Raw genomic sequence first — 18,289 nt, forward strand, 5'->3', positions numbered from 1 at the left:
CCCTGTGCCCCACCACGTTCCGGTCCGGGTGAGCGCTGCGCTCGCCGGTGCCCTGAGCGCCCTGACGTTCCTCCCCGCCGCGCCCGCCGCGGCGAGGTTCGGCGACCAGACCCTGAGCCGCGGCGACACCGGACGCGACGTCCGCGTCCTGCAGCGCTGGCTCGGCTACGTCGGCATCACCACGGAAGTCGACGGCCACTTCGGCGCGAAGACCGTCCGCGCCGTGCGGGCGTACGAGCGGCAGCACAGCCTGCGGGTCGACGGGCGGCTGTCCCCCGCGGACGCGCAGAAGCTCCGCGCGCAGGCGAAGGTCGCCTACCGCGAGCGGCGGAGCGCGCCGTCCACCGTCGAGACGCAGAGCAGCAGCGCCGGCAAGGCGACGCTGAGCGACGACGGCCGCACCGCGATCGCCCCCGCTGACGCGCCGGCCGAGGTGAAGGCGGCCATCGCGGCGGCGAACGCCATCACCGACAGGCCGTACCGGTACGGCGGCGGCCACGGCCGGCTCGAGGACAGCGGCTACGACTGCTCGGGTGCCGTCTCGTACGCGCTCCACGGCGCGGGCGCGCTGACGATGCCGCTCGACTCGTCGGGCCTGACGCGCTTCGGCGAGGCCGGCGAGGGCGAGTGGATCACGGTCTACGCGCACGGCTCGCACGCGTACGTCGTGATCGCCGGGCTCCGCTTCGACACGTCCGGCAGCGGCGAGAAGGGCCCGCGCTGGCGGCAGGACGAGCGCTCCACGCGGGGCTACACCGTCCGCCACCCGGCGGGGCTCTAGCCGCCGGGGCTCGGCGCGGGCTCCTCGGCCGGGGCGGTTGCGTCGGCCGGGGCGGCCGCGTCGGCCGGGGCCGTCGCGTCGGCCGTCGGAGCGGCCGCCGGGTCGGTCGTCGGCTGGGTCACCGGGTCCGGCTGCGGCTCGGTGCCGGGCTCCGGGTTGGGCTCGCTGCCCTCGACCTCGACCACGACCGGCGCGGACGGCTCGGGCGCGGACGGATCGGCGACCGGGACCTCGACCTCGTGCGAGCTGGACTCGCCGGGCGTCAGGACGCTCACCGGCACGACGACGTCGATGGCGGGAGCGGCGTCCGGCGCCGTCTCGGCGTCCTCGGGCGTCTCCTCTGGGTCCTCGACGGGCAGCGGCTCCGGCGTGGGCTCCGGCGCGGGCTGGCCGCCCGGCTCACCGGGCTGCCCCGGCTCACCCGGATCGCCCGGCTGCCCGGGATCGACCGGCTTGCCCGGCTCGGTGGGCGCGGGCTCCTCCGCGGGCGCGAGCGGCACCCAGACGTGGAGCGTGCTGCTGACCGCCTGGTCGACCGCCGCCGTGCGCTTGAGCACGGGCTTGTCGACCTCGGAGGCGCTGAACGCCAGCCGCACGCGCAGGTTGGTGTTCGCGGCCGTCAGCGGCGCGTCGCCGGGGTTGCCGCGGGAGTCGAGCATCGCGAGGCGCACGTGCAGCGACGACGCGCCGCCGGCGACGCTCTTGCGCTGCTCGTCGTCCGGCACGGCGACCTTCACGGACATCGTCTGCGGCATCCCGGCGGCGGGCTGCCCGTTCGCCGCGTCGAGCACCGACACGCCGAGCTGCAGCGCCTCCGGCGCCGTCTCCGTCGCGGGGATGCGCTCGAGCGTCTTGACCTTCAGGCGCAGCTTGCGGAGCGCGGCCGCCGTGATCGGGCCGCCACCGGCGGACGGCGTGGTCGCCGCGGCAGCCGTCGCGGTCGGCTCGATCGCCGCAGCCGGCGCGGCCTTGGCGGCCGGAGCGGGCGCGCGGACCGGCTCGTCGCCCGTGACCGTCCCGCGCCCGGGCGTGGCCGACGCGTCGCCGGAGCGGCCGGTGCGGCGGTCGGCACGGTCCGACCCGTCGCGCGGCGCGGCGTCGTCGGAGGAAGAGGAGGAAGGCGTGTCGCTCGCCGCGGGCGTCTCGGGCACCGAGGCGACGACGCGGACCGGCACGCTGCGCGCGGCGCGGTCGAGCGCGGCCTGGCGCTCGGCGGCCGGGAGGACGATCGCGCCGTTGTCGGCGCTCGCGCCGTTCGACCGGTCACCGCCGTCCCGGAGGACGCCGGCCATCTCACCCGCGCTGAGCAGCGCGATGCCGATGGCTGGAACGGCCACCGTGCCTGTTGCGATTCGCAGCCCCCGCCGCACGAACGTCACGACCCCTTCGTCGGCAGCGCGGAAGCGAACTTGAGCACTGCAATGCCGATTGGCGCGTTGCCGCTCGTGGAACGACGGGATCCCGCATTGGAACGCGCTCCTGGCGCGTGGACGTTCAGGCGTCGTCGGTGCGCGGCTGGCGGTGCTTGAGGCCCCACCAGAGCAGGAACGCGCCGCCGCCGACGATGACGACCGCGAGCAGCGGCTTCGACAGCGGGCCGATCCAGTCGGACACGTTCTCCCACTGCGTGCCGAGCACGTAGCCGAGCGTCACGAGGAACGTGTTCCACACGAGCGAGCCGATCGTCGTGAACGTCAGGTACCGCGCCCGCGACATGCGCAGCAGGCCCGCCGGCACCGACACGAGCGACCGCACGCCCGGGATGCAGCGCCCGACGAGCACGACCATCGTACCGCGCCGCGCGAACCAGTCGTCGGCGTCGTCGAGCTTGGCCGGATCGATCCGCGCGAAGCGCAGGAAGCGGTCCGCGAAGGGCCGCCCGCCGCGGCGCGACAGCTCGTACAGCACCATCGCGCCCGTCACCGAACCCGCGGTGCTGGTCAGCAGCACGAGCAGGAAGTTGAAGTCGCCCTGCTCGACGAAGTACCCGGCGAGCGGCAGGATCGCCTCCGACGGGATGGGCGGGAAGATCGTCTCCGCGAGGAGGAGCAGGAAGAGCCCGGCGTAGCCGAGGTCGCGCAGCACCTCCTGGAACGAGAGGGCGAGCACGGCGGTGGCAGTCGGCATGAGCCGGGCAGTGTGGCAGGCGCCCGAGCACCGGCCGCCGGGGCGGTGCCAGGCCGCCGGGACTACGACGAGACCAGCGGCGCGGTCAGCGCCGACGCTTCCACGCGTTCAGCATCTCGATGAAGCGCGGGATCGGCGGGGCCTCGCGGGGGAGCGGCACGCGCGGGCGGCCCTCGGCGCGAAGCCCGTCGAGCATGATCGCCAGGTAGCGCTGGTAGAGATCCGGCTCGTGGTCGCGCCCGAAGTCGACGAGCGTGCTGAGCATGATGTTGACCAGCGGCATGTCCGTCGGGCGCAGGTCCGGGCGTGCCTCACCCGCGTCGACCGCGCGCCGCACGAGCTCGGTGACGATCGGCCCCAGCCGGGCCCGCTCGGCGGCGACCTTCGGGCTGATCGCGTCCCCGCTGAACATGATCTGCTTGAGACCGTGGTCGGCGGCCTGCAGCGCGAGCACGCGCTCGCAGTAGGCCGTCAGCGCGACCCACGGGTCGGGCTCGTCCAGGCACCCCTCGGCCACCGCGACCAGCTCGCCGACGCGCTCGACCATCAGCGCCTCGATCAGCTCGCCCTTGTTCTTGAAGCGCCGGTACGCGGTGCCCGTCCCGACGCCGGCGTGGCGCGCGACGTCGTCGAGGGTCACGTCGAGCCCCTGCTCGGCGTAGAGCTCGCGGGCGGCGTCGAGCAGCTTGCGGCGGTTGCGCTCGGCATCGGCGCGGAGGGGCGCGGAGGACATCCAGGCAGAACCTACCACCGGAGTGGAGATGGGATCTCCACTTGTGCTACCGTCCGCGAACCGGAACCGGAGATCTCATCTCCACAACCCCCTCTCCGCCAAGGACTGCCCGCCATGCCACCCACCGCAGACCCGCACCACGAGCGGCGCTGGTTGATCCTCGCCGTCATCGCCGTCGCCCAGCTGATGGTCGTGCTGGACGTGACGATCGTGAACATCGCGCTGCCGTCCGCGCAGCAGGAGCTCGGCTTCTCCGACGACGACCGGCAGTGGGTGATCACCGCCTACGCGCTGGCCTTCGGCTCGCTCCTGCTCCTCGGCGGCCGCATCGCCGACCTCTTCGGCCGCAAGTGGACGTTCGTCGTCGGCCTGCTCGGCTTCGCGGGCGCCTCGGCGCTCGGCGGGGCGGCGCAGTCGTTCGGCCTGCTCGTCGGCGCCCGCGCGCTGCAGGGCGTGTTCGGCGCGATGCTCGCGCCGGCCGCGCTGTCGCTGCTGGCGACGACGTTCACCGAGCCGGCCGAGCGCGGCAAGGCGTTCGCGGTCTTCGGCGCGATCGCCGGCGCCGGCGGTGCGGTCGGCCTGCTGCTCGGCGGGGCGCTGACCGAGTGGCTCGACTGGCGCTGGTGCCTGTACGTCTCGATCGCGTTCGCGGTGCCGGCGGCGATCGGCGGCACGCGCCTGCTCCACCACGTCCCGGTGCAGCAGCGGCCGAAGCTCGACATCCCCGGCGTGCTGACCGCGTCGACCGGCCTCTTCGCGCTGGTCTACGGCCTCGCGCACGCGGAGACCGAGGGCTGGGGCGACGCGACGACGCTGGCCTTCCTCGGCGGCGCGGTGGTGCTGCTGGCGGCGTTCGTCGCGCTGCAGACGCGGGTCAAGCACCCGCTGCTCCCGCTCCACATCGTCACCGACCGGGACCGCGGCGGCTCCTACCTCGCGGTCGCCGTCTCCGGCGCGGGGATCTTCGGCGTCTTCCTGTTCCTGACGTTCTACCTGCAGCAGACGAAGGGCCTGAGCGCGCTCGAGACCGGCGTCGCCTTCATGCCGATGAACCTGTCGATCATCGTCACCGCGACGCTCGTGTCGACGCGGATCCTCGCGCGGACGGGCGCCAAGCCGCTCGTGCCGCTGGGGATGGCGCTGGCGGCGACCTCGATGGTGCTGCTGACCGGCATCGGCGTCGACACCTCGTACTGGACGCACGTGATGCCTTCGCTGATCCTCCTCGGGGTCGGCTTCGGCCTCATCGTCGCGTCGGCGATCAACACCGCCACCTCCCGCGTCGCCCCGCGCGAGACCGGCGTCGCGTCCGCGATGGTCAACACGTCGCAGCAGGTCGGCGGCTCGATCGGCACCGCCCTGCTGAGCACGATGGCGGCCACCGCGGTGAGCGACTACGTGACGAGCCACGGCGGCCCGTCGCCGGCGACGCTCGCCCAGGCCGCGGTCGACGGCTACGTCACCGGCTTCTGGTGGGCTGCCGGCATCTTCGCGGTGGGCGGCGTCGTCACCGGCCTGCTGCTCCGCGCCGACACCCGGCCGGCGGCCCATGGCGCGCCCGGTGAGGCGCCCCGCGAGGCGGTGCCCGCCTAGGAGCGGTCGGGGCGCTCGGGGTAGACGTCGTCGATCGTCGCGAGCGGCCGGTAGGGCGCGCCGGCCGCCGCCTCGATCCGCGCCCCGCCGCCGGCGAGGCGATCCAGCACGGAGACGACGCCGACGATCGTGCGGCCCTCGGCCTGCAGCGCCTCGATCGCCTTGACGGTGGAGCCGCCGGTGGTGACGACGTCCTCGACGACGACGCAGCGGTCCTCGTCGGTGAGGAAGGGGCCCTCGACGCGCCGCTGGAGGCCGTGGGCCTTGGCCTCCTTGCGGACGAAGAACGCCTTGACGTCGGCGCCGCCGGCCAGCGCGGCGCACGCGACGGGGTCGGCGCCCATCGTCATGCCGCCCACGGCGGTCGCGCCCCACTCGCGCGCGGCGTCGGCGACGAGCTCGCCCATGGCGCGGAAGCCCTCGGGCAGCAGGATGGCGCGCTTGGCGTCGACGTAGTACTCGGCCTCGGCGCCGCTGGTGAGCGTGACGCGGCCGATCACGAGCGCATGCTCGCGCAGCTGGGCGATGAGACGGTCGCGGGCGGACATCGGCGCGTACTGTACGGCCCATGGCCCACGGCATCCCGGAGGTCAACTTCGGCCGCGGGCCGTCCTACCGGCTGGGCGTCGAGGAGGAGCTGCTCCTGGTCGACCCGCACACGCACGCGCTCTCGCACACGCTGAGCGAGCTGCTCCCGCGGCTGCCGCAGGACTCGCCCCACGGCCGCTACGCGCCGGACGTCTACGAGGCCGAGCTGGAGCTGAAGTCGCCCGTCAGCGCCACCGCCGGCGAAGCGGTCGCCCACCTGCGCGCGCTCCGCACCGCCGTCCACGAGGCGGGCGCCGCGGTGATCGGCGCGGGCCTGCATCCCGCCGCCGCGTTCGGCGACGTCGTCCATGTGCAGGACGAGCGCTACGCCGCGATCGTCGACACGCTCCGCGGCCTCATCACGCGCACGCCCACGGCGGCGACCCACGTCCACGTCGGCATGCCCGATCCCGCCACCGCGATCATCGCCTACAACGGGCTGCGCCGGCACCTGCCGCTGCTGCAGGCGCTGGCCGCCAACTCGCCCTACTGGTACGGCCTGGACAGCGGCTTCCAGAGCGCCCGCGCGCAGATGTTCCGCGCCTACCCGCGCTCGGTCATCCCGCCCGCCTTCCGCGGCTACGACGACTACGAGCGGATGATCGACAAGGTCGTCTCGTCCGCGGAGATCGCCGACTACACGTTCCTGTGGTGGGACGTGCGGCCGCACCCGAAGATCGGGACGGTCGAGGTCCGGGCGATGGACGCGCAGTCGGATCTCGGGGCGGTCGCCGGTCTGGCGGCGCTCATCCACGGCCTGACGCTCCAGGAGATCAGCAGCCCGCGCCCGGCCGAGGAGAGCGGCGTGCTGATGGAGTCGAGCTTCCGCGCCGCGCGTGACGGGCTGGACGCGACGATCTGGTTCGACGGCGCGCTGCGCAGCGTGCCCGAGGTGGCCGGTCGCGCGCTCCGCCTCGCGCGCCGCCACACCGACGCGCCCGAGCTGGAGGAGATCGAGCGCATCGTGCGCGAGGGCAACGGCGCGAGCCGGCGGCGCGCCGCGTTCGAGCGCGGCGGGATGCCGGCGGTGCTCAGCGAGCTGGCCGCCGAGGCGTTCGCCCCGGCCTAGCTACGCAGGGATCGGGCCGTCGGTCCGGCGCAGCACGACGACGAACTCGTGCAGCGCCTGGTGGACGGCCTCCTGCTCGAACGGCAGCCCGACCGCCCGCCGCGCGTGCTCGAGCAGCTCGATGAACGCGCCGGGCACCCACACGTGGAAGTGGATCGAGTAGTCCTCGGCCTCCAGCCGCGCGGCGCGGGCCGCGACCTCCTCCTCGGGCACGCGGTCGACGAGCCGCGCCCACTCCTCGAAGTGCTGGTGGCGGGACCACTGAGGCCCCTCCACGTGATCCCGGACGACGTGCTCGAGCGGCGTGACCGGGCGGTCGACGTCGAACGTCCGCCGCTTGTCCGGGATCGCCATGAAGAGCGTCCCGCCCGGCCGCACCACGCGCAGGTGGTTGGCGAGCGTCCCGATCGGGTCCTGCGTGTGCTCGTAGAAGTGGTTGGCGATGACGAAGTCCTGCGACGCGTCGCCGAGGGTGGTCAGCGTCTCGCCGTCGTCGACGACGTCGACGTCGACGATGGGCGTGCCCATCATCTCGGGGTACGCCTCGCGCAGGCTCGCCGTGTCGAACCGGTCGACGTAGGCGACCCGCGCGCCGGACGGGAGCGGGAGCGGGAGGTGCAGAGCGCCGATCTCCACCCCGCTGCCGGCGACGAACCGCTCGGCGAGCGCCTGCCGGTGCCGCCGCAGCGCGCGCGGCTCGCTGAGGATCCGCGCGCCGATCCGGAACCTCGCGCGGCGGTACGCGGCCTCGAGGGTGCTCATCCTCGGCGCGTCGCTGCCGTAGCGGCCGAGTTCCGCTCTCCCCGGAGGCACCGCCGGTATGTAGGCGGAAGGGCCTCGCCCGCGTCAACCCGCGGGAGCTGTGCGGTGGGTTCTCCGCGCGATTCCGAGAAGCTGGCGCATCAGCGGACGGGCGACGGCCGGCCAGACGAGCGCCGCGGCGGCCAGGTACAGCCCGACCCCGAGCACGGAGAGCGCGATCGCGACGACAACGCCGTCCGCCGGCACGGCCCACGCCAGGAGGGGGAAGAGGCCCGCCAAGGCCACGCCAGGCGCCACGCGCAGGAAGGCGTCGCCGAGGGCGGCTGGCGTGCCCGCGCCGAACACGACGCCGCCCGCTGCAACCGCCACGGCGATCGTCACCGCCCCGTGCGCGACCGCGACCCACGTCGGCCCGCCGACCCCGTCGAGCACCGTGACGAGCGCCGCCTGCACGGGCAGCGACACCACCGCGATCAGCGCCAGCGGGCGGAACCGCTTGAGCGCGAGCGCCAGCGTCGGCACCGGCGTCAGGACCACCCAGAAGAGCACGACGACGGTGAAGATGCGCAGCAGGTCCCAGAGCAGATCGACCGTCTCGACCCCCAGCGGGCCGTCGAGGACCGCGTCGAGCACCGGGCGCCCGAACGTCGCGGCGGCAGCGCCGAGCGGGACGTAGAGCAGCACCCCGACCGGACTCACCGCGCGCAGGTAGTCCCGCGCCGCCGCGGCCGGGCGCCGCTCGAGGTCGGCGACGAGGTTGGGCATCGTGACGAAGCCGATCGAGGCCGCCGTGACGGTGCTGAGCAGCGCGGCGAAGAAGTACGCGTACGAGTAGGCCGTCACCGTGCCGACCGGGCCGCTCAGCGCGGCGAGCGCGATCGTGAGCATCGCCTGGTACGCGAGCGGGGTCGAGGCGCCGGCGGCCGCCGCGCCACCAAGTCGCCACGTGCGGCGCTGGAGCGCGAGCGAGACGCCCGGGCGGGGGTGGAGGTCGTGGCGCCGCAGCAGCGCGACGTGGCCGGCGTACAGGAGGATCGCCCCCGCCAGCACGCCGATCGCGGCGCCGATCGCCCCGAACGCCGGCATCAACGCCGCGGCCGTCGCGACGGTGACGGCCGCTCCCGCGACGTAGAGCGCAGCGCTGCCGGTGAAGCGGCGCGCAGCCGCGAGCACCGAGCCCATGGACGCTGCAGCGATCTGGCAGTACGACGCCACCGCGAGCAGCGCGAGCGTCCAGCCCGCGACGTCCGGCCGCGCGTCGTCGATCCCCGCGACGAGCAGGTGGCCGAGCGCCGGCGACAGCACGAGCAGCCCCAGCGCCAGGACGGCGCCGAGCGTCGAGAGGCGCCGGGCGACGTCCTCCGCCCGCCGCCGGAACGCCGGCTCGTCGGCGGTCGAGCCCACGATCGGCACGAGCGCCACCCGGAGGTTGGCGCCGAACAGCGTGAAGACGAGGTACAGCGAGTAGGCGGACAGCAGAGCGTCGGTCTCGGGCGTCTCGCCCAGGACGATGCCGATCAGCAGTCCGAGCACGCCGCTCAGCACCGTGCTGAGCAGGAACCCGGCGGCCACGATCACGGACGCCCGGCCCGCGCTCGCCTCGTCGAGGACCAGCGGCTCGCGCCGCGGCCCCGTCTGGGCGCCGGACAGGCTCACCGGCCGGCGGGCACGCGGGCGACCGCGCGGAGCAGCTCGTGGCGCGTCGGGTCCGGGCGGCCGAGCGGCAGGCGGATCGTCGCCGTGTCCTTGGCCTGCGCCGCGAGGCCGCGGAGCGAGCGGCGGGCGGTGGGCAGCGCGTAGGTCCAGCCCGACACGGTCTCCAGCTCGACGTCGGCGAAGCCCGCGTCGGTCAGCGCGCGGCCGAGCGAGCCGGGCGTGAACTGGCAGACGTGGTGGGGCAGGTCGAGGTGCAGCCACCGCTCGCCCTGACGCGCCGCCATGCGGCTGCCGGCGTTCGGCACCTCGAGGAGCAGCGTGCCGCCCGGGCGCAGCGTCTGCCGAAGCCGGCGCAGCGTCGCGACCGGCCGGACGATGTGCTCGAGGACGTGCCAGGCGCAGACCACGTCCTTGGAGCCGTCCGCGAGGTCCGCCTCCTCGACGGTCCCGGCGAACACCGGGACCTGCGTGCGCTCGTGTGCGCGCGCGGCCTCCGACGGCGACGGCTCGATCCCCTCGCACGTGAACCCCCGCGCGAGCGCCTCCGCCAGGAAGTACCCGGAGGCGCAGCCGATCTCGAGCAGGTCGCCCGGCGCGGCGCGAGCGCCGAGCAGCGCGCCGCGGACCTCGGCGTCGTGCCGGCGATCGTCGGCCGTCTCCTCGTATCCCCCCGTCGGCGAGTACCGCGCGAAGTACTCGTCGCCGTAGAACGCGCGCATCTCCTCGGGCGTCCGCTCCGGAAGGAAGCCGAACCCGCAGGCCGGACAACGGAACAGGCCGGTGCCTGGATAGCGTGGGTGCGGTGAAGAGGCCGTGCCGCAGATCCAGCACTCGGCGCCTGCCGTCTGCGAGGACGGCGTGTCGTGGCTGAGCTGTGCGTCGTGCATCTGCTGTGGGGACCGCTCGGGCGCAAGCCGGTTGAGCGGTTCGCCGAAGCGTACTCCGCGCACCCGGCGGGGCGGGATCACCGGCTGCTCCTCGTCTTCAACGGCTTCGGCTCCGACGCGGAGCGCGCCGAAGCCCGCGCGGCGCTCGGCGGCCTGGGCGACGAGGAGCTCCACCTCGACGCGCCGGTGCAGGACCTCGACGCGTACCGCCGCGTCGTCGGCGAGGTCGACGCGGAGCGGTTCGTCTTCCTCAACTCGTACTCGCAGGTGCAGGCGGACGGGTGGCTGGAGCTGCTCGTGCGTCACGCGGCGCCCGACGTCGGCCTGGTCGGCGCGACCGGCTCGTGGGAGAGCCTCCTCAGCCCGGCGCCGCTGCCGCTGAAGGTCGTGCGCGTCCCGCGGTTCACCCCGTTCCCCAACCCGCACATCCGCACCACCGGCTTCACGATCGCGCGGGAGCTCGCGCTGGAGCTGCACTGGCCGCGCATCCGCCGCAAGAGCGACGCGTGGGCGCTGGAGAACGGGCGGCGCAGCCTCAGCCGGCAGGTGCAGGCCCGCGGCCTGCGGCTCGTGGTCGCCGGGCGCGACGGCGTCGGCTACGGGCCCGACGAGTTCCTCGCGTCCGGCACGTACCGCACCGGCGACCAGCCGAACCTCCTGATCTCCGACAACCGCACGCGGGACTTCGCCGACGGCGACCCCGAGCTGCGGCGGACGCTCGAGCAGCTGGCGTGGGGCACCACGTGAGCGGCGCGCGCTGGTGGGTCGTCGTCCTCAACTGGAACGGCCGCGAGGACACGCTGCGGTGCCTGGCGTCGCTGGAGGCGGTGCGGGAAGGGCAGCCGGAGGTCGCCGTCGTGGTCGTCGACAACGGCTCGGTCGACGGGACACCGGACGCGGTGCGCGCGGAGGCGCCGTGGGCCGACGTCGTGGAGACCGGGGCGAACCTCGGCTACGCGGGCGGCAACAACGCGGGCATCCGGCACGCGCTGGAGCGGGGCGCCGAGTGGGTCGTGCTGCTCAACAACGACGCGCGCGTGGAGCCGGAGACGTTCGCGGCGTTCGCCGCGGCGGCCGCCGACCACCCTGAGGCGGGCGCGCTGGCCGGCAAGGTCTTCTTCGACGACGGCACCGAGCGGCTCTGGTACGCGGGCGGCGGCGTCCACCTGGGACTCGGCTACCACGGGCGCGTGCGGGGCTACGGCAAGCCGGACGCGCCCGAGCTCTCTCGCGTCGAGCCGACCGGCCGCGCGACGGGCGCGCTGATGGCCGTCTCGGCGCGCGCGATCGCGGCCTGCGGGATGCTCGAGGAGGACCTGTTCGCGTACGTCGAGGACCTGGAGTGGTCGGTGCGCCTGCGCGCCGCGGGCTTCGCGGTGCTCTTCGTCCCCGGTGCCCGCGCGTGGCACCGCGTCTCGGGCTCCACCGGCGGCGAGCTCGCCTCCACCCACAACCTCTACTACGGCGCGCGCAACACGCTCGCGGTCAGCGAGCGCCACCGCCCCCTCGGCCGCCTCGGCACCGCCGGGCGCCGCGCGGTCGTCCTCGCCACCTTCGCGCTCCAGGCCGCCGGCCGCCCGCAGCGCGGCCCGGCGCTCCGCGCGGTCCTCGACGGCTGGCGGGACGGGATCGCGGGCCGCACCGGCCCGCGCCCCTAGCCCGCGTCAGCGGTAGACGTCGATCCGATCGCCGATGTTGATCCAGTCGTAGATCGACTTGGCGTCCGCGAGCGGGACGCGGAAGCAGCCGTGGCTCGCGTTGAAGACCGGGACGGACTTGTAACCGTGGATCGCGTACCCGCGGATGAAGTACTTGGAGTAGTACATCTCCTTCGAGTTGTAGCCCGGCTGCGCGAGGTAGAAGCGGTAGTTGCCGGTCACGGTCGGGGTCGCGGGCGCGCCCGAGGAGGTGTGGTAGATCCGCTCGACCTTCCTGCCGTTGATCAGCGCGATGACCTGGCGGGAGAGGTCGCCCTCGATGTGCTTGCCGTGCTTGGGGTAGCGGACCTTGAAGTAGCCACCGCCGCTGGCCAGCCGCCGCATCACGCCGACGTCGGCGGTGCTGGTGCGCGGCATCCCGCTGACCTTGCGGAACGCGAGCACCGCCCGCGCCGTGCGCGCGTCGAGCAGGCCGGCCTGGCCGATCACGTAGCCGCGCTTCTTCAGGTGCTTCTGGAGCAGCCGCACGGCCGGCCCCCGCGCGCCGCCCGCGACGCTGCGCGGGAGGACGTCGAGCGAGACCGACTTGGCGCGCGCCGTCCCCAGCTCCGCCGTCGCGCGGTGGGACGCACGCAGGGTCACGCCGCCGGACGTCCGTGCGGTCATCCGCAGCTTGAAGCGCCCGTCCTTGCCGGCGGTGACCGACTTGGCGGCGAGCTTCTTCGTCCCGCGGTAGAGCCGGACGGTGACCTTCTGGCCCGGCGTGGCGGGTGTGAGGCGCCCGACGACGCGGAACGAGCTGCGCGCGACGACGGTCCTGTCGCGCTCGGTGGCGATGGTGAGCTTCCCGGCCGGCGGCGGTGCGGGAGCGGGCGCCGGCGCGGGGGCCGGGGCGGGCGTCGGCGTCTGCGGCGTCTGCGCCGCTGCCGGCGCGGCCACGAGTCCGGAGACGAGGGCGGTGGAGGCGAGGGTGCGGCGCTTCAAGGCGCCGCCATGCTACCCCGGGATCGGGTGCGCCGGGGCGGGAGCGGACGGCCAGGCGCGGATGGCGTACATCGCCAGCCCCATGCAGACGGTGATCGAGGCCACCGCCAGCGGCGCGATCTGCCAGTCCCAGTCCTGCATCGTCCCGAAGGCGACGGAGTTGTTGAACGCGTGCAGCGCGATGGCCGGCAGCAGCGAGCCGGTCTTGGCCGTCAGCAGCGCGAACACCGTGCCGAGCAGCGCGAGCGTGAGCACCGACGCCGCCACGACCTCCCAGTTGTCGCCGTCGTAGTTCGTGATGTGGATGGCGCCGAACATCGCGCCGCTGGCGATCGCGCCCCAGATGGTCCCGATGCGCTGGCGGAAGCTCTGGAAGATGAAGCCGCGGAACAGGAGCTCCTCGGCGAGCGGCGCCGCGACGGTCACCATCACGGCGGCCGCGGCGACGTAGCCCCAGCCCTCGTCGAGCCCGAGGCTGTCGAGCACCTCGTCCTGCTCCTCCTGCCCGACGCCGAAGATCGTCGCGATGAGCGCGCCGGCGAAGAGGATCGTGACGTAGGCGAGCGCCGTCCAGCCGAGCGTCGACCAGCCGCGCGGACGCACCATGCCGAACAGCTCGCGGCGCGGGAAGCCGACGCTCCGCGCCAGCACGAGCGCGGTGAGGATGAAGATCGCGTCCTGCAGGAACGTCGCGGTGAGGTTCGCCGCCGGCGGCGTGTCGTCGAAGTCCCCGCCCGCGGCGGCGGCGACCACGAACACGATCAGCCCGGCGACCGACGCGACGAAGACGGCGAGCGGCAGCGCGGCGAGGCCCATCCACACGCGCCACGGCGCCTGTGGGAGCTTGCCGTCCGGGGCCGGCGGCGCCCCCGGCGAACCGGGCGGCGGCACGTTGTCCGGCATCTCGGGCCGGCTGTCCCACGTGGTGGAGGTCACGCGCGGCTCAGCGTACTTGCAGCTCGTCCAGCGACCGCACGCTCCGCACGTCCTGGCGCAGCGCGCTCCCGTCGCGCACGACGAGCACCGGCTCGATGCCGGCCGCCCGCGCTCCCAGCACGTCCTCCTCGTACGTGTCGCCGACGTGCAGCACCTCGCCCGCGTCGACGCCCGCCGCCTCGAGGCCGAGCGCGAAGAGCCGCGCGTCCGGCTTGGCCACCTGCGCCTCGGCCGACACCACGACGCCGTCGAGCAGCGGCGTCAGGCCCGTCGCGTCGAGCACCTCGTGCAGCGAGACGTCCCAGTTCGACACGACGACCAGCCGCAGTCCGTCGGCGCGCCACCGCGCGAGCGTCGCCGGGACCTCCGGGTACGGGCGGAAGCGCAGCGCGCGCAGGAGGATCGCCTGCAGGTCGGGCACGTCGCGCGCGTGGGCCGGGAGCGCCTCGCGCAGCGCCTGCGTCGAGCGCTCGCGCAGCACCGCCAGGCCCTCCGCGTCGGACGCGTGCTGCAGGTGCTGGCGGTAGAACGCGATCTCCGCGCCCATCGCCCACGCGGCCTCGCTCTCGCGGATCTTCACGCCGACCGCCGCGAGCTCCTCACGCAGCGCGGGGGCGGGCGGCGGCAGCTCGACGAGCGTCCCGAGCGCGTCGAGCAGCAGACCCGACACCCGCCCGCCCGCGCTCACGCGACCCACCCCCACGCCGCGACCTCGCCGCTCACCGCGGCCAGGCCGGCCAGCGCGACGGCGAGCACGGCCCAGCGCACCGCGGGCCCGCGGCGGACGAGCACGAGGGCCAGCCAGAGGTGGAGCGGCCAGAGCACCGCCACGAAGCGTGGCAGGGACATCAACGGATGGCCGTCGACCGGGTACGAGAGCGGGAGCGCGAGCGCCGCGAGGCAGTAGAGCCAGTACGCCGCGGGGAACCGCCGGATCGCGCCGACGAGCGCCACGAGCGTCGCGGCCAGCACGCCGAGCAGCCAGAGGTTGAGCTTGCGCAGGTCGAACGCCCCGTCGGGCGCCGGGTCGCCGTTCCGGAGCGCCGTCAGCCCGTCCCAGCCCGCGTCGAGCGCGTCGGGCACCGCGCCGAACGGCCCCGCGAACGCCCGCGACCACGCCTCCTGTGCATCGAACGGCGCGAGGAACGGCTGGCCCGCCGCCGCCAGCGCGACCGAGAACGCGAGCACGCCCGCCGGGATGAGGGCCGTCCACGCGAGGTCGGTGAGCCGCCGGCGGCCGCCGCCGCGCCACCACATCCACACGAGCGGCACGAGCAGCACGATCCCGGCGCTGCGCGACATCGCCGCCAGCCCGCCCGCGCAGCCCGCCCACGCCCAGCGGTCGGTCCGCGCGAAGTACACCGCCGCCACCGACAGCAGGAGGTAGAGCGCCTCGCTGTAGACCGCCGAGAACCACAGCCCGCCCGGCAGGCACGCGATCAGCAGCACCGTCCAGCGTGCGACGTCGCGGCCGTGGTCCAGCGCGACGAGCTCGTGCAGCAGCACGAGCCCCGCGAACAGGCACGCCAGCGAGATCAGGATCCCCGCGACCAGCTGCGAGCCCACGATCCACCCGCCCGCGCGGATCATCAGCGGGTAGAGCGGGAAGAACGCGGTCCGGTTCGGCTCGTGCTCGAGGTAGCCGTCGTCGGCGATGTTGAGGAACCAGACGGCGTCCCAGCGCGCGAACGGCGCGACGAGGTCGTTGGCCGCCGCGCCGAACGGCGCGGTCAGCCCGGTCGGGTCGAACGCCTGCGCGTTGTCCTCCCGCACGCCCCACGCGAGGACGGCCCACAGGCCGCCGGCGAGCACCACGAGGCGGGAGAGCCAGAACGCCTGCCAGGCGTCGCGCACGGCGGCCGTTCTGGCGAGCGTCGCGAGGGTCGTCACCGGGCCCATGGTGGCCGATCGCGGCCTGGTCCGCCGGTCGAGCTGCAAGGGTGCAAGAGCGGTCCCCGCGAGAGGACCCGCACGCCCCTGCCAGAATGGGGGTCGTATGTCGCGTCTCTCGCGTGAGCGGCGGCGTCGCAAGCGGCGCGGCGTCGGGCCGATCTTCCTCGTCTTCGGCGTGCTCTTCGCCGTGGCCGGGATCGGCGGGATCGGGGCGGTCGGCTACGTGGTCGCGCTGGCGAACTCGGCGCCGGAGCTGAGCGAGCTGAAGCCGATCGACCAGGGCTCCTCCTCGGTCGTCTACGCCGCCGACGGCACGCGCCTGGGCTTCATCCAGTCGCAGGTGCTGCGCCAGCCGATCCCCAGCAGCTCGATCCCGCAGACGATGAAGGAAGCGACCGTCGCGATCGAGGACGAGCGCTTCTACCGCCACAAGGGCGTCGACTTCGAGGGCGTGATCCGCGCCGCGTTCAAGAACATCGAGTCGGGCGAGACCGTCGAGGGCGGCTCGACGCTGACGATGCAGCTCGTCCGCACGCTCTACATCTCCAAGGAGCGGACGTTCAAGCGCAAGCTCCACGAGGCCAAGCTCGCCGAGGAGCTGGAGAACGTCCACGACAAGTCCTGGATCCTCAACAAGTACATCAACAACGTCCCGTACGGGACGGTCGGCGGGCAGGAGCTGATCGGCGTCCAGGCCGCGGCCCGCGCGTACTTCAACAAGCCCGCGCGCCTGCTCGAGCTGCACGAGGCGGCGATGCTCGCCGGCATGCCGCAGGCGCCCTCGGCCTACGACCCGTACCAGCACCCCGAGCGCGCCGAGGCGCGCCGCAACCAGGTGCTCCGCAAGATGGCCGAGCTGGGGATGATCCAGCAGTCGACCGCCGAGGAGGCGATCGCCAAGCCGCTCGGCGTCGAGGAGAGCAAGTACTACACGCAGCGCCGCGAGAGCTTCTTCTTCGACTACGTCCGCCAGGAGCTGATCGACAAGTACGGCGCCGAGCGCGTGCGCCGCGGCGGCCTGCGCATCCGGACGACGATCGACCTCGGCATGCAGCGCAAGGCCCGTGAGGCGATCAGCTCCGTGCTCAGCTTCCCGAACGCGCCGAAGTCGGCGGTCGTCACGGTCGACCCGAAGAACGGCCGCATCCTCGCGATGGCCTCCTCGGCCAGCTACGCCGAGACGAAGTTCAACCTCGCCACGCAGGGCAAGCGCCAGCCGGGCTCGACGTTCAAGACCATGGGCCTGATGGCCGCGCTCGACCGCGGCGTCTCGCCCGAGAGCACCTCGTACACCTCGAAGAAGCTGACGTTCACCGACCCCAAGTGGGGCAAGATCGACACCAAGACGTACGACAACACGTACGGCGGGCGGATGAACCTCGTCCGCGCGACGCTGAAGTCGGACAACGCGGTGTACATGCAGCTCGGCCTCGACCTCGGCCCGGACGCGGTCAAGCAGGCGGCGCGCGACATGGGCATCAGGTCGCCGCTCCAGGGCCTGCCGGCGGAGATCCTCGGCGGCGTCGCCAAGTGCTGCACGCCGCTGGAGATGACGAACGCCTACGCGACGATCGCGTCCGGCGGCTGGCGCAACCGGCCGATCGCGATCACGAGCGTCCGCTTCCCCGACGGCCACGTGGAGAACCTCGGCAAGCCGCGCCGCCACCGCGCGTTCACCGACGGCGTCACGGCGAAGGCCACCGACATCCTCAAGCAGAACATGACCAGCGGCACCGGCACGAAGGCGCAGATCGGGTGCCCGGCCGCCGGCAAGACGGGCACGACCGACAACCACACCGACGCGTGGTTCGCGGGCTACACGCCGAACCTCGCGACCGCCGTGTGGGTCGGCTTCCCGACCAAGCGCGTGGAGATGTACCCGCCGGTGACGCCGATCTCGGTCGCTGGCGGCACGTACCCGTCGGAGATCTGGGGCCGCTACATGAAGTCGGTCAAGCGGGGCTGCGGCGAGTTCCCGAAGCCGAAGACCGCGTTCAAGGCGGCGCCGTTCTTCGGCAAGTACGCCTCGACCGGCGCCCCTGGCGGCGACGACGACGAGAGCTTCGGCACCGGCACCGGCACCGGCACGACCGGCGGCACGACGCAGGACCCGGCGAACGGCGGCAACGGCACCGGCGGCCAGGACGCGACCGGCGGTAGCACGAGCACCGGCGGCGGCGGCGGGGGCGGGGCCGGTGGCACGGGCGGCGCCGGCGGAACCGGTGGCGGCGGCAACGGCGGTGGTGGGAACGGCACCGCCGGGTACGACCCAGACCTGTACGAGACCCCGCCACAGGGCACCCCGCAGACGCAGTCGCCCGCCGGCGCGGCCACGGGTCAGTAGAACTTCGGCGACACTCCAGCGAGAAACGAGCGAGAGAGCGAGGGCGTGGCGAACAAGGAGAGCAAGGTCGAGTTCGAGGGCGAGGTCATGGAGGCCCTGCCCAACGCGATGTTCCGCGTGAAGCTCGACAACGGGCACGAGGTGCTCGGCCACATCGCCGGCAAGATGCGCCGCTTCCGCATCCGCATCCTTCCGGGCGACCGGGTCCGGGTCGAGGTCTCGCCGTACGACCTCGAGCGCGCGCGGATCGTCTACCGCCACAAGTAGCGCGGGCGGCC

Annotated in this window: 18 protein-coding genes; 7 read left to right on the top strand and 11 right to left on the bottom strand. The window is 74.1% G+C overall.

Annotated features, from left to right (window positions below; translation table 11 throughout):
* The first annotated feature begins 28 nt into the window (after positions 1-28).
* Positions 29-781, top strand: a complete 753-nt coding sequence (locus AC1UE5_RS21190; protein ID WP_482927284.1) for a peptidoglycan-binding domain-containing protein — start codon at positions 29-31, stop codon at positions 779-781.
* Here AC1UE5_RS21190 and AC1UE5_RS21195 read toward each other — a convergent pair.
* The 3 genes from AC1UE5_RS21195 to AC1UE5_RS21205 all read right to left on the bottom strand — a co-directional run bounded on the left by AC1UE5_RS21195 (position 778) and on the right by AC1UE5_RS21205 (position 3,641).
* Positions 778-2,118 carry a hypothetical protein gene (locus AC1UE5_RS21195; RefSeq protein WP_482927286.1) on the bottom strand — a complete coding sequence of 447 codons (1,341 nt, stop codon included), beginning with the start codon at positions 2,116-2,118 and terminating at the stop codon, positions 778-780. The two genes, AC1UE5_RS21190 and AC1UE5_RS21195, sit on opposite strands and share 4 nt — an antisense overlap.
* A 157-nt stretch (positions 2,119-2,275) precedes the next feature.
* Positions 2,276-2,908, bottom strand: a complete 633-nt coding sequence (locus AC1UE5_RS21200) for a DedA family protein (protein ID WP_482927288.1) — start codon at positions 2,906-2,908, stop codon at positions 2,276-2,278.
* A gap of 85 nt (positions 2,909-2,993) precedes the next feature.
* The gene (locus tag AC1UE5_RS21205) at positions 2,994-3,641 is read right to left on the bottom strand and encodes a TetR/AcrR family transcriptional regulator (RefSeq protein ID WP_482927290.1); all 648 of its coding nucleotides are present in this window, start codon (positions 3,639-3,641) and stop codon (positions 2,994-2,996) included.
* Positions 3,642-3,755: 114 nt separating this feature from the next.
* Between AC1UE5_RS21205 and AC1UE5_RS21210 the strand changes: the two genes are divergently transcribed.
* A complete protein-coding gene (locus tag AC1UE5_RS21210; protein WP_482927292.1) occupies positions 3,756-5,234 on the top strand; it encodes an MFS transporter in 1,479 nt (492 codons plus the stop codon).
* Here the strand turns inward: AC1UE5_RS21210 and pyrE are convergent.
* Positions 5,231-5,782 (bottom strand): orotate phosphoribosyltransferase, encoded by a 552-nt coding sequence (gene pyrE, locus AC1UE5_RS21215; protein ID WP_482927294.1) that lies wholly within the window; start codon positions 5,780-5,782, stop codon positions 5,231-5,233. The two genes, AC1UE5_RS21210 and pyrE, sit on opposite strands and share 4 nt — an antisense overlap.
* 20 nt (positions 5,783-5,802) lie before the next feature.
* Between pyrE and AC1UE5_RS21220 the strand changes: the two genes are divergently transcribed.
* Positions 5,803-6,891, top strand: a complete 1,089-nt coding sequence (locus AC1UE5_RS21220; protein ID WP_482927296.1) for a carboxylate-amine ligase — start codon at positions 5,803-5,805, stop codon at positions 6,889-6,891.
* Here AC1UE5_RS21220 and AC1UE5_RS21225 read toward each other — a convergent pair whose 3' ends face one another.
* From AC1UE5_RS21225 to AC1UE5_RS21235, 3 genes are all read right to left on the bottom strand, one after another.
* Positions 6,892-7,653 carry a methyltransferase domain-containing protein gene (locus tag AC1UE5_RS21225; protein WP_482927298.1) on the bottom strand — a complete coding sequence of 254 codons (762 nt, stop codon included), beginning with the start codon at positions 7,651-7,653 and terminating at the stop codon, positions 6,892-6,894. It lies immediately after the preceding gene.
* An 84-nt stretch (positions 7,654-7,737) separates the two neighbouring features.
* Positions 7,738-9,309 (bottom strand): hypothetical protein, encoded by a 1,572-nt coding sequence (locus AC1UE5_RS21230; RefSeq protein ID WP_482927300.1) that lies wholly within the window; start codon positions 9,307-9,309, stop codon positions 7,738-7,740.
* Positions 9,306-10,028, bottom strand: a complete 723-nt coding sequence (locus AC1UE5_RS21235) for a class I SAM-dependent methyltransferase (protein WP_482927302.1) — start codon at positions 10,026-10,028, stop codon at positions 9,306-9,308. Before AC1UE5_RS21235 ends, AC1UE5_RS21230 begins: the two co-directional genes overlap by 4 nt.
* Positions 10,029-10,172: 144 nt before the next feature.
* On the opposite strand from AC1UE5_RS21235, the gene AC1UE5_RS21240 reads away from it, so the two are divergent.
* Positions 10,173-10,943: a hypothetical protein gene (locus tag AC1UE5_RS21240; RefSeq protein WP_482927304.1), complete on the top strand. Its 771-nt coding sequence runs from the start codon at positions 10,173-10,175 to the stop codon at positions 10,941-10,943.
* Entirely contained in the window at positions 10,940-11,854 is a 915-nt protein-coding gene (locus tag AC1UE5_RS21245) for a glycosyltransferase family 2 protein (protein WP_482927306.1), read from the top strand. Before AC1UE5_RS21240 ends, AC1UE5_RS21245 begins: the two co-directional genes overlap by 4 nt.
* A 6-nt stretch (positions 11,855-11,860) precedes the next feature.
* Here the strand turns inward: AC1UE5_RS21245 and AC1UE5_RS21250 are convergent, their stop codons facing one another.
* Genes AC1UE5_RS21250 through AC1UE5_RS21265 form a run of 4 tightly spaced genes read right to left on the bottom strand, consistent with a single transcriptional unit; the run spans position 11,861 to position 15,664 of the window.
* Positions 11,861-12,838, bottom strand: a complete 978-nt coding sequence (locus AC1UE5_RS21250; RefSeq protein ID WP_482927308.1) for a L,D-transpeptidase family protein — start codon at positions 12,836-12,838, stop codon at positions 11,861-11,863.
* A 12-nt stretch (positions 12,839-12,850) separates the two neighbouring features.
* Positions 12,851-13,774 (bottom strand): CPBP family intramembrane glutamic endopeptidase, encoded by a 924-nt coding sequence (locus tag AC1UE5_RS21255; protein WP_482927310.1) that lies wholly within the window; start codon positions 13,772-13,774, stop codon positions 12,851-12,853.
* Between the two features lie 7 nt (positions 13,775-13,781).
* Complete coding sequence (locus AC1UE5_RS21260; RefSeq protein WP_482927312.1) at positions 13,782-14,477, bottom strand: HAD family hydrolase; 696 nt, start codon at positions 14,475-14,477, stop codon at positions 13,782-13,784.
* The gene (locus AC1UE5_RS21265; RefSeq protein WP_482927314.1) at positions 14,459-15,664 is read right to left on the bottom strand and encodes a mannosyltransferase family protein; all 1,206 of its coding nucleotides are present in this window, start codon (positions 15,662-15,664) and stop codon (positions 14,459-14,461) included. The genes AC1UE5_RS21260 and AC1UE5_RS21265 overlap by 19 nt, the downstream gene beginning before the upstream one ends.
* Positions 15,665-15,770: 106 nt before the next feature.
* Between AC1UE5_RS21265 and AC1UE5_RS21270 the strand changes: the two genes are divergently transcribed.
* A complete protein-coding gene (locus tag AC1UE5_RS21270; RefSeq protein ID WP_482927316.1) occupies positions 15,771-18,011 on the top strand; it encodes a transglycosylase domain-containing protein in 2,241 nt (746 codons plus the stop codon).
* 45 nt (positions 18,012-18,056) lie between these two features.
* Positions 18,057-18,278, top strand: a complete 222-nt coding sequence (gene infA / locus AC1UE5_RS21275) for a translation initiation factor IF-1 (RefSeq protein WP_482927318.1) — start codon at positions 18,057-18,059, stop codon at positions 18,276-18,278.
* Positions 18,279-18,289 lie beyond the last annotated feature (11 nt).

The sequence above is a fragment of the Parviterribacter multiflagellatus genome (genome assembly GCF_056863265.1).

Coding starts and splice junctions, on each gene's coding strand:
- AC1UE5_RS21200 (WP_482927288.1), bottom strand. CDS start 2,908: ATGCCGACTGCCACCGCCGTGCTCGCCCTCTCGTTCCAGGAGGTGCTG.
- AC1UE5_RS21205 (WP_482927290.1), bottom strand. CDS start 3,641: ATGTCCTCCGCGCCCCTCCGCGCCGATGCCGAGCGCAACCGCCGCAAG.
- AC1UE5_RS21210 (WP_482927292.1), top strand. CDS start 3,756: ATGCCACCCACCGCAGACCCGCACCACGAGCGGCGCTGGTTGATCCTC.
- pyrE (WP_482927294.1), bottom strand. CDS start 5,782: ATGTCCGCCCGCGACCGTCTCATCGCCCAGCTGCGCGAGCATGCGCTC.
- AC1UE5_RS21220 (WP_482927296.1), top strand. CDS start 5,803: ATGGCCCACGGCATCCCGGAGGTCAACTTCGGCCGCGGGCCGTCCTAC.
- AC1UE5_RS21225 (WP_482927298.1), bottom strand. CDS start 7,653: ATGAGCACCCTCGAGGCCGCGTACCGCCGCGCGAGGTTCCGGATCGGC.
- AC1UE5_RS21235 (WP_482927302.1), bottom strand. CDS start 10,028: ATGCGCGCGTTCTACGGCGACGAGTACTTCGCGCGGTACTCGCCGACG.
- AC1UE5_RS21270 (WP_482927316.1), top strand. CDS start 15,771: ATGTCGCGTCTCTCGCGTGAGCGGCGGCGTCGCAAGCGGCGCGGCGTC.